Source organism: Proteus sp. G4380, assembly GCF_963885725.1.
Classification (GTDB): domain Bacteria; phylum Pseudomonadota; class Gammaproteobacteria; order Enterobacterales; family Enterobacteriaceae; genus Proteus; species Proteus mirabilis.
The window spans coordinates 1-8,273 of sequence record NZ_CAWPAV010000141.1 but is presented as its reverse complement, the minus strand read 5'-3'; the positions used below and the strand labels follow the sequence as shown (position 1 = coordinate 8,273).

Here is an 8,273-nt window from a genome sequence, read left to right as displayed (position 1 = left end):
TTTTATTAGTTAATAACACTATTTAATATTAAAATGTTATCAACATTATACTGTAATAACCGAAACTTGTTTATTTCAAATAATAAATAGATAATACTCGCGTATTGAGTTAATTAATCTTATTTCTATTATCTCAATGTGTTTAAAATAATTATTTGGAGAAATAAATGAGAAAAAGCTTTATTGCAATGTTGATTGCTACAACGTCTATTTTTGTCGCGAATAATGCATTAGCTGCAGATGGAACAATCGATTTTACAGGAGAAATTATCGATAACGCATGTGAATTAGCAGCTGGATCTGATGCTCTAAAAGTTAATTTAGGTAAGGTATCTAAAACAGCATTACCTAGTGCCGGAGTTACTGCTGCGGCAACTAAATTTACGATTAAATTAATTAATTGCCCTGCAACAGTAAGTACTGCATCTGTTAAATTTGATGCAGAGTCTTATTCTGGAGACGATACTGTTATTGCGCTAAAACAAGAGTCGGGAGTGGCAACAGGTGTCGGTATTCAAATTACGGATGATGCAAATACCGTTGTCCCTTTATTTACCGCATCTAAAACCTATCCATTAAAAGAAGGTGTTGAAAATAATTTAGACTTTAGAGCTCGTTATATTGCTAAAACAGATTCTGTCACTGCGGGTTTAGCAAATGCGAATGCAACATTTACTATTAATTATAATTAAAAATAACTAGGTAAGCCATAAGGTTTAAAGGGATTTAAACCTTATTATACAATCATTTTATGGTGATAATATGAAGTCTATTATTCTATTTTTTATTTCTTTATTTATTATTAATACATCTTATGCAGGTGTTATTATTAGTGGCACAAGGGTAATTTATAATGAAGGCAATAAGAATGTCAGCATTAACGTGAAAAACCCAGACAAAATGCCTTATTTGATCCAGTCATGGATAGATGATTTTGAGGAAAAAAAACAGTCAAAATTTACGATCACGCCACCTTTATTTAGATTGAATCCAGATAAAGAGAATACATTGAGGATCTTTTTAACAGAAGAAGGGCTACCAAGTGATCAAGAATCTCTTTTTTGGTTAAATATAAAAACGATCCCTGCTACAGAAAAAACAGAAAATTCATTACAAATTGCATTTAAAACGCAAATGAAATTGATCTATAGACCTAAAAGTCTAAAAGACGTTAATTTTGAAGAAGAACAAAAGAAATTATCTTGGTCAAAGGAAAGAGGGAAAGTCATAGTTTATAATCCCACACCTTATTTTATGAATTTTCAAACAATCAAATTTAATGGAAAATTGGTTGATGATGTTTCTTATGCTAAACCTTTTTCAACTAAATCATTTGATATAAATGATAATAATGAACATGGTCTTATAAGCTGGGAGCTTATTAATGATTATGGGGCTAATGTGGATTTATCCGAAGTTAGAATATAATAATTAGGTTTCTAATATGAAAATAAGTAAGGTATGTATTAGCCTCATTTTATACTTAGGCTATGCAGCTTTATTATATGCAGAAAATAATAATTTAGATGATATCTATTTTGATCCAGATTTTTTAGAGCTGCCAAATAAAGATATTATTGATTTATCTTCTTTTGAGAATAACCAACAGCTAGCAGGTGACTATTATGTTGATATTTATGTTAACACTAATTTAATTTTAACTAAAAATATTAGATTTGATAAAGATAAAAATAATCAGCTTAAACCTTGTTTATCAGTAAATGATCTAAATGACTTTGGAGTTAAAACAACAGATTATCCTGGGCTTTATTCTGAATATACTAGCTGTGTCAATTTGTCTGCGATACCAGAAGCTAAAAGTGAATTAGATTTTGATTCACAAAGGTTATATTTAAGTATTCCGCAAATTGCATTATCTAAAAACCCAAGAGGATATATAGAGTTAGATAATATTGATAATGGCATAAATGCCTTATTACTAAACTATAGTTATAGTGGTTCTAAAAACTATGATCGTAAGAATGGCAGTTCAAATACAACTTCAAATTATATAAATTTAAGACCAGGTTTAAATTTAGGACCATGGCGTTTAAGAAACTACACAACATGGTCGAGTACAAGTAATCAGTCAGGGAAGTGGAACACCCTTTATACCTATTTATCTAGAAATATAAATAAAATAAAAAGTCAGTTAATACTAGGGGATGGGATATCTTCATCTGATGTTTTTGATAGTGTTCCGTTTCGAGGCATGCAATTATCAACAGATGATGAGATGTATCCAGAAAGTTTAAGAGGCTATGCGCCTATCATTAGAGGGATTGCAAAAAGTAACTCGCAAATAACTATCAAACAAAATGGATATACTATTTATCAAACTGAAGTGGCAGCTGGCCCTTTTGAAATTAATGATTTATATCCATCAGGTAGTAGTGGGGATTTATACGTTACGATTAAGGGTGCTAATGGTAGTGAGCAACATCAAATCGTACCTTTCGCCTCTTTACCTGTATTACAGCGTGAAGGTCATTTCACTTATAGCGTAACGGGCGGTGAATATCGTGCTTATGATAATAATGTAGATAAAACGAAGTTTGGTCAGTTTACATTAGTTTATGGTTTACCTTATGGCACTACTGCTTATGGGGGAAGTCAGTTGAGTCAAAATTATCAATCTTACTCCCTAGGTGTTGGGAAAAATTTAGGCTCATTTGGTGCTGTTTCTGTTGATGTTACACAGGCTAAGTCAACTTTTAATGATGGAAGGAGGCAACAAGGTCAGTCTTATCGGTTTAGATATAATAAGAATTTGAACAATATAGGAACCAATATTGCTTTAGCAGGTTATCGCTATTCAACGAGTGGCTTTTATAGTTTATCTGAAGTGTTTGATAGTTTTCGTCGTACTCATTATAGCCCTGAAATTGAGCAACGCCGTCATCGTGCGGAGATAACACTTAATCAAAATTTAGGTGATAAATATGGCTCTTTAGCTATCGGATATATACAAGAGGATTATTGGAACAGCAAAAGCAAAAAACAATCAGCAACACTTGGTTATAATAATAGCTGGCAAGGTATCAGCTATGGAATAAATTATACCTACAATAAAAATACAGTTAATCATTCTTATATTTCTGATCAGAAAAGACAAAATGATGATGAACATTTGTTGGCTTTTTCGGTGAATGTGCCCTTTAGCGTATTTGATAATACTTTTTATTATAATTTTAATGCGAATAGTAACAATAATAGTTCAAGTACAGGAAGTGTAGGTATATCGGCATCTCAGTTAAATAATCGATTAAATTGGAGTGTGCAACAAGCATTTACCAATCAAGATCAAGGATCTTCTGGAAATATCAATGCATCCTACAAAGGCCAACTAGGTGATATTACGGGGGGGTACAGTTATAGCAAAGATAATCATAATCTTTACTATGGTGTGAGCGGTAGCGTCGTTGCTCATTCTCAGGGAGTTGTTTTTGGACAGCAACTGGGAGAAACCGCGGCAATCGTAGATATTCCTAATGCGGGTGATATTACGATATTAAATCAAGCGGGAGTTAGGACTAATAACTCAGGGTATGCATTAGTTCCTTATGTCACACCATATCGTAAAAATACTGTCGAGATTGATACATTAAGATTGCCAGAGAATGCTGAAATGGAACTTACCAGTCAGACGGTTTTACCGAGTCGAGGGGCTTTAGTAAAAGCGAATTTTTCAGCAAATGTAGGCTATCGTGTATTAATGACGATAAATTTGGAAAACAAAAAGCCAGTACCATTTGGCGCTCAAGCTATTTTTAAAGACAATAGTCAGTTAAATAGTATTGTAGGTAATGATGGAGAAGTTTATTTATCAGGGCTAAAACAGAAAGGAAGTTTTACTATTAAATACAACAATGAAAGCTGTCAGGTAAATTATGATCTATCTGATATTTCAGATTATTTAGGACTCTATAAAACCACTGTAACTTGCTATTAATTAATTTAAATATCAAACATAGTTATTTTTATAGCTATTGATGTTTGCTACCTGTAGGAAAGTAAAATGATAAAAGTAATGAGGCTCTTCCTTCTTATAACTACTATTGGAATAAGTTTTTTTTCATCTGCAGGAAGTACTGTGACACTTCAATTTTCTGGAAATATAAAAGCCGCGACTTGTAATGTTTCTGGTAGTAAAAATATTAATATTGATTTGAAACAGATGCCAGAAAGTTTATTTAATAAAGTAAACTCTAGTTCTGTTTGGAATGATTTTAATATTAAGTTAATAGATTGTTCTCCGGGGGTAAATCAAGTAAAGCTGACTTTTTCTGGAACGCCTGATAATGCAGATGTGAATAATTTATATAAAAATGGGGGGACGGCAAAAAATATTGCCGTTCAATTACAAAATAAAAACAGTAATGGTGAAATTCCATTAGGCAATGGAAAAAATTTATATATCGCGGTTAATGGTAAACCATCGGTTACTGTTCCACTAAGAACACGAGCATTTAGTAAATTCGGTAATGCAACACCGGGGACGGTGTCCGCCAAAATAACAGCAACGCTTATTTATCAATAAAAAGAGGGTGTTATGTGGAAATCACTAACGTTATTTTTATTATTTTCATATTCTCCTATCGCATTAAGCAACACTGTTAATATTAATGTATATGGATCAGTAGTAGCCTCACCTTGTGAGTTAGAAACGAAAAACCACTTAATTGATTTAAAAAAAATCAATATTAGAAATATTAAAAATGGTCAAGCATCAGACTGGATAGATTTTTCTATAAAATTAAAAAATTGCCCAGTTAATACAGAGAAAGTCACTATGATTTTAAGAGGCCAAAGTGTTCCTAATTATTCGGAATATTTTATTAATAGTGGGACGGCTAAAGATATAGCACTAAATTTAGCAATGCAAAATAATAAAGGTATTGTAAAAAATAATGATAAATTAATGACGGCTGTTAATAAATATAACCATAATGCTGAATTTGCTTTATCGGCAAGAATGGTTGGCTATGGAAATAATATAACGGTGGGATCATTTAAGAGCCATCTTGAATTTACTCTTATTTATAATTAAATGTGTCATAAAGGGGTTTCAAGTGAATCGCTCTTATCCAGCATCAAAGATGGTAGGAAAAAAAATCGCTTATTACCGTAGAGTAAATGGCCTCACATTAAGTGAATTGGCTAAGAAAATAGGTATAAGTCAACAGCAGCAATCAAGATATGAACGGGGAATTAATCGAGTGAGTCTAGATAGGCTTTATCAATATGCTTGCTTTTTCGGTATTAGTTTAAGTGATCTTTTTCAATTAGATGATGAAGAGAAAGTAGAAATAGAAAATAAAATATCAAATATGGTAGGTAATAAAAATGAACCATTTGATGGGTAAAAGACTTTTTTTATTAGGTACAATCTTCTTTTTTTCTGCTGACGTCTTTGCAGCTTGTATTCAGAATCCTAATTTAAAAAATATTCAGGCTCGGATCCCCAATAAAACCTATTCAATTCAATATGATGATATAGGGACAAGAGTATTAGATGAGTTTCAGATTAATTATGCCAATGGGCCTATAACAACTTTTTCAGGTAACGATGGGCGGTGTGGGAACGCATCAATCACTGCCAATTATACTAATGGCTGGTTGCCTAATGCGAATAAAATAGCACAGACCAATATTGCGGGTATTGGGATACAGGTTAAATTTGCTGGAATAGGTGCATTAAATACAACGTATTTGACCCCAAAGGACCCAAGTGGCAATTCTTATCGACTTCTTACCCCTTATTGGACAGTCAAAATTATAAAAACAGGCAGAGTAACGCAATCAGGAAGCCTTCAATGGGGCAAGATTGCTCAAGCAGTACAAAATAATACACAACCTAAAAACACAACTTGGAACTTAACTTCACTTTATTTGCCTCTTAATGCAATAAAGATAAATTCATTAAAATGTACTGCAAAATCATCAAATTATAATATTAATATGGGGACTTGGTATGATACTCAATTTAAAAATATTGGTGATGTCAGTAAAAGTGTAGATGTTCCTATTACATTAAACTGTGCGGCTGGCACTAACATTAAAGCGACAGTGACAAGTAGTGCTGGATATATAGATGCAAATACAGGGAAATTAAACCTATCGGGCACTAATCGAGCCACTGGTGTTGCCATTCAGTTATTAGATAAAAACAATAACCCGATAAAACTAAATACAAAAAATAGTCTACAAAATGGGGTCTCCTCCGGTGATTATATATTTGGTTGGAAAGCAAGATATATAAAAACAGGTAATAAAATAACGCCTGGTAGTGCTAACTCAACAGCAACAGTAAATATCTTATATGAGTGATAATAATATATTTTTCGATATGGTTTTGTCATTCGAGGCGATTATGAATAAAAAAATATCAAAGATAGTTGGCGCAAGAATAAAAATGTTAAGACAACAACATGGTATGACGGGTAGTGAGCTTGGTGCTTTATTAGGAGTAAGCCAGCAACATCAATCACGCTTTGAAAATGGGGAGTGCAATATTCATGTGGATGTAATTTACTTATTATCTTATATTTTTAAAGTTAAATTAAATTATTTTTTTCAGGATATAAATGATTGTTTTGATCAAGAAGGAATAGCCTATAAAGAAAGTTATTATCATTCTGAGACGATTGTCGAAAAGTGTGAACTTTGGCGCTAGTTAATATGATGCCTAACAGACTGATTAGGCATCATATTCTTGTTTTTATTATTTTACCAATACCCCAGCACCTTCCACCATAAACTACCAAGGGTTATCCAGATAATCAGGTTAACAATGCTCATAACAAAACCTGCTTTCCACCACTCACCTAAGGTCGCGTAGCCTGAGCCGAAAATAATCGGTGCAGTACCTGTACCGTAATGAGTTAAAGACATCATTAATGAAGAAGAGAAAGCTAAAATAAGTCCTAATAACATTGGTGGCGCGCCAAGGGCTAAACCTGCGGCATAGAATGCAGCAAACATGGCGGTAATATGAGCCGTGGTGCTAGCAAAGAAATAGTGAGAATAGACATAAATCAGCACGAGCAATATCATACCACTTACCCAGCTTATCCCCATACTATCAATACCGGCACCAACACTTAATGAAAGCCATTTAATTAGACCTAATTTTCCTAAAAAAGAGGCCATCATTACTAATGCGGAAAACCAAACCACGGTATCCCATGCGCCTTTGTTTTTTAAAATATCATCCCAATTTAATACGCCAGTACATAATAAGATTGATAAACCAATAAAAGCCGCAGTAGTCGCATTAATACTAAATGCATCACCAAATAATAGTTCGGGTATTCCTGCCCACATAATTAATAACAGTGCAAATACTCCCAAAGTGATTTTTTCTGGTAATGAAATAGGGCCTAATTGAGCTAAACGCTCTTTGGCAAAGTGGGGAGCATTCGGCGTATGGGTTATCTCTGGTTTATATAAAAAGTAGATCACAATCGGCATTAAAAATAATGAAACAATGGCGGGAACAAAAGCCGCTATTGCCCACATTGACCAAGTTAACTCATTTTCAGGCCCTGTTTCACCGATAATTAAGCTTACAATAAGAGGATTAGGCGCGGTTGCAGTAATAAACATCGCTGAGGTGATAGGATTGATATTATAATTGACTAGCGATAAATAACGACCAATCTTACCACTAGTACCCTCTTCGGGTTTTGAATTAAAGCTATCGGCAATAGATCGCATTATTGGGTGAATAATCCCGCCACCTCGAGCTGTATTACTTGGCGTAACAGGGGCGAGGATCGTTTCTGCAATAGCTAGAGAATAAGCGATACCAATGGTTTTTTTACCAAATAACGAAATAAAATAGTAGCCAATTCTAGCACCTAATCCAGTTTTATTAAGACTCATTGAAACCATAATAGAAATACCGATTAACCAGATAAGATTGTTGGAAAAGCCACTTAATGCATCATTAATCGCCCCTTTAGTTGAGTCTGGGTTAGTGACGCCTGTTGCGGCAACAAGCGCAATAGCAATAATAGATACTGCCCCTATAGGTAAGGCTTTGCCGATAATAGCCGCAATAGTACCAACAAACAGCGCTAACAAGTGCCAAGCATTGGGATCTACCCCTTGGGGAACAGGGATAACAAACCAAATGATAAGGGTAATAGCAACAGCAATTAAGGTAGGTATAGGTCGTAATGGAGTTAATTTATTCATCAGGTTATTCCATTAAAAACAGGTGTAAGAAATAATTGTAAGTGACAGATTATGTAAATAAGTATTTTTAT

General features: G+C 33.6%; 9 protein-coding genes. 8 read left to right on the top strand and 1 reads right to left on the bottom strand.

Going from position 1 to position 8,273, the window contains the following annotated elements; all coding sequences use genetic code 11:
• Positions 1-167 precede the first annotated feature (167 nt).
• The 8 genes from AACU98_RS12630 to AACU98_RS12595 all read left to right on the top strand — a co-directional run bounded on the left by AACU98_RS12630 (position 168) and on the right by AACU98_RS12595 (position 6,676).
• A complete protein-coding gene (locus tag AACU98_RS12630; protein WP_004244318.1) occupies positions 168-692 on the top strand; it encodes a fimbrial protein in 525 nt (174 codons plus the stop codon).
• Between the two features lie 70 nt (positions 693-762).
• On the top strand, positions 763-1,428 hold the full coding sequence (locus tag AACU98_RS12625) for a fimbrial biogenesis chaperone (protein WP_004244317.1): 666 nt from the start codon (positions 763-765) through the stop codon (positions 1,426-1,428).
• Between the two features lie 16 nt (positions 1,429-1,444).
• A complete protein-coding gene (locus tag AACU98_RS12620; protein WP_049213558.1) occupies positions 1,445-3,952 on the top strand; it encodes a fimbria/pilus outer membrane usher protein in 2,508 nt (835 codons plus the stop codon).
• Positions 3,953-4,018: 66 nt separating this feature from the next.
• Positions 4,019-4,540: a fimbrial protein gene (locus AACU98_RS12615; RefSeq protein WP_036895524.1), complete on the top strand. Its 522-nt coding sequence runs from the start codon at positions 4,019-4,021 to the stop codon at positions 4,538-4,540.
• 12 nt (positions 4,541-4,552) lie between these two features.
• Positions 4,553-5,050: a fimbrial protein gene (locus tag AACU98_RS12610; RefSeq protein WP_004244312.1), complete on the top strand. Its 498-nt coding sequence runs from the start codon at positions 4,553-4,555 to the stop codon at positions 5,048-5,050.
• Between the two features lie 22 nt (positions 5,051-5,072).
• Complete coding sequence (locus AACU98_RS12605; RefSeq protein ID WP_004248670.1) at positions 5,073-5,366, top strand: helix-turn-helix domain-containing protein; 294 nt, start codon at positions 5,073-5,075, stop codon at positions 5,364-5,366.
• Complete coding sequence (locus AACU98_RS12600; protein ID WP_004248669.1) at positions 5,347-6,330, top strand: fimbrial protein; 984 nt, start codon at positions 5,347-5,349, stop codon at positions 6,328-6,330. Before AACU98_RS12605 ends, AACU98_RS12600 begins: the two co-directional genes overlap by 20 nt.
• Positions 6,323-6,676, top strand: a complete 354-nt coding sequence (locus AACU98_RS12595) for a helix-turn-helix domain-containing protein (protein ID WP_004244307.1) — start codon at positions 6,323-6,325, stop codon at positions 6,674-6,676. The genes AACU98_RS12600 and AACU98_RS12595 overlap by 8 nt, the downstream gene beginning before the upstream one ends.
• Positions 6,677-6,729: 53 nt before the next feature.
• On the opposite strand, the gene AACU98_RS12590 is transcribed toward AACU98_RS12595, so the two are convergent.
• Positions 6,730-8,202 carry an anion permease gene (locus AACU98_RS12590; RefSeq protein ID WP_161734837.1) on the bottom strand — a complete coding sequence of 491 codons (1,473 nt, stop codon included), beginning with the start codon at positions 8,200-8,202 and terminating at the stop codon, positions 6,730-6,732.
• Between the last annotated feature and the right edge of the window lie 71 nt (positions 8,203-8,273).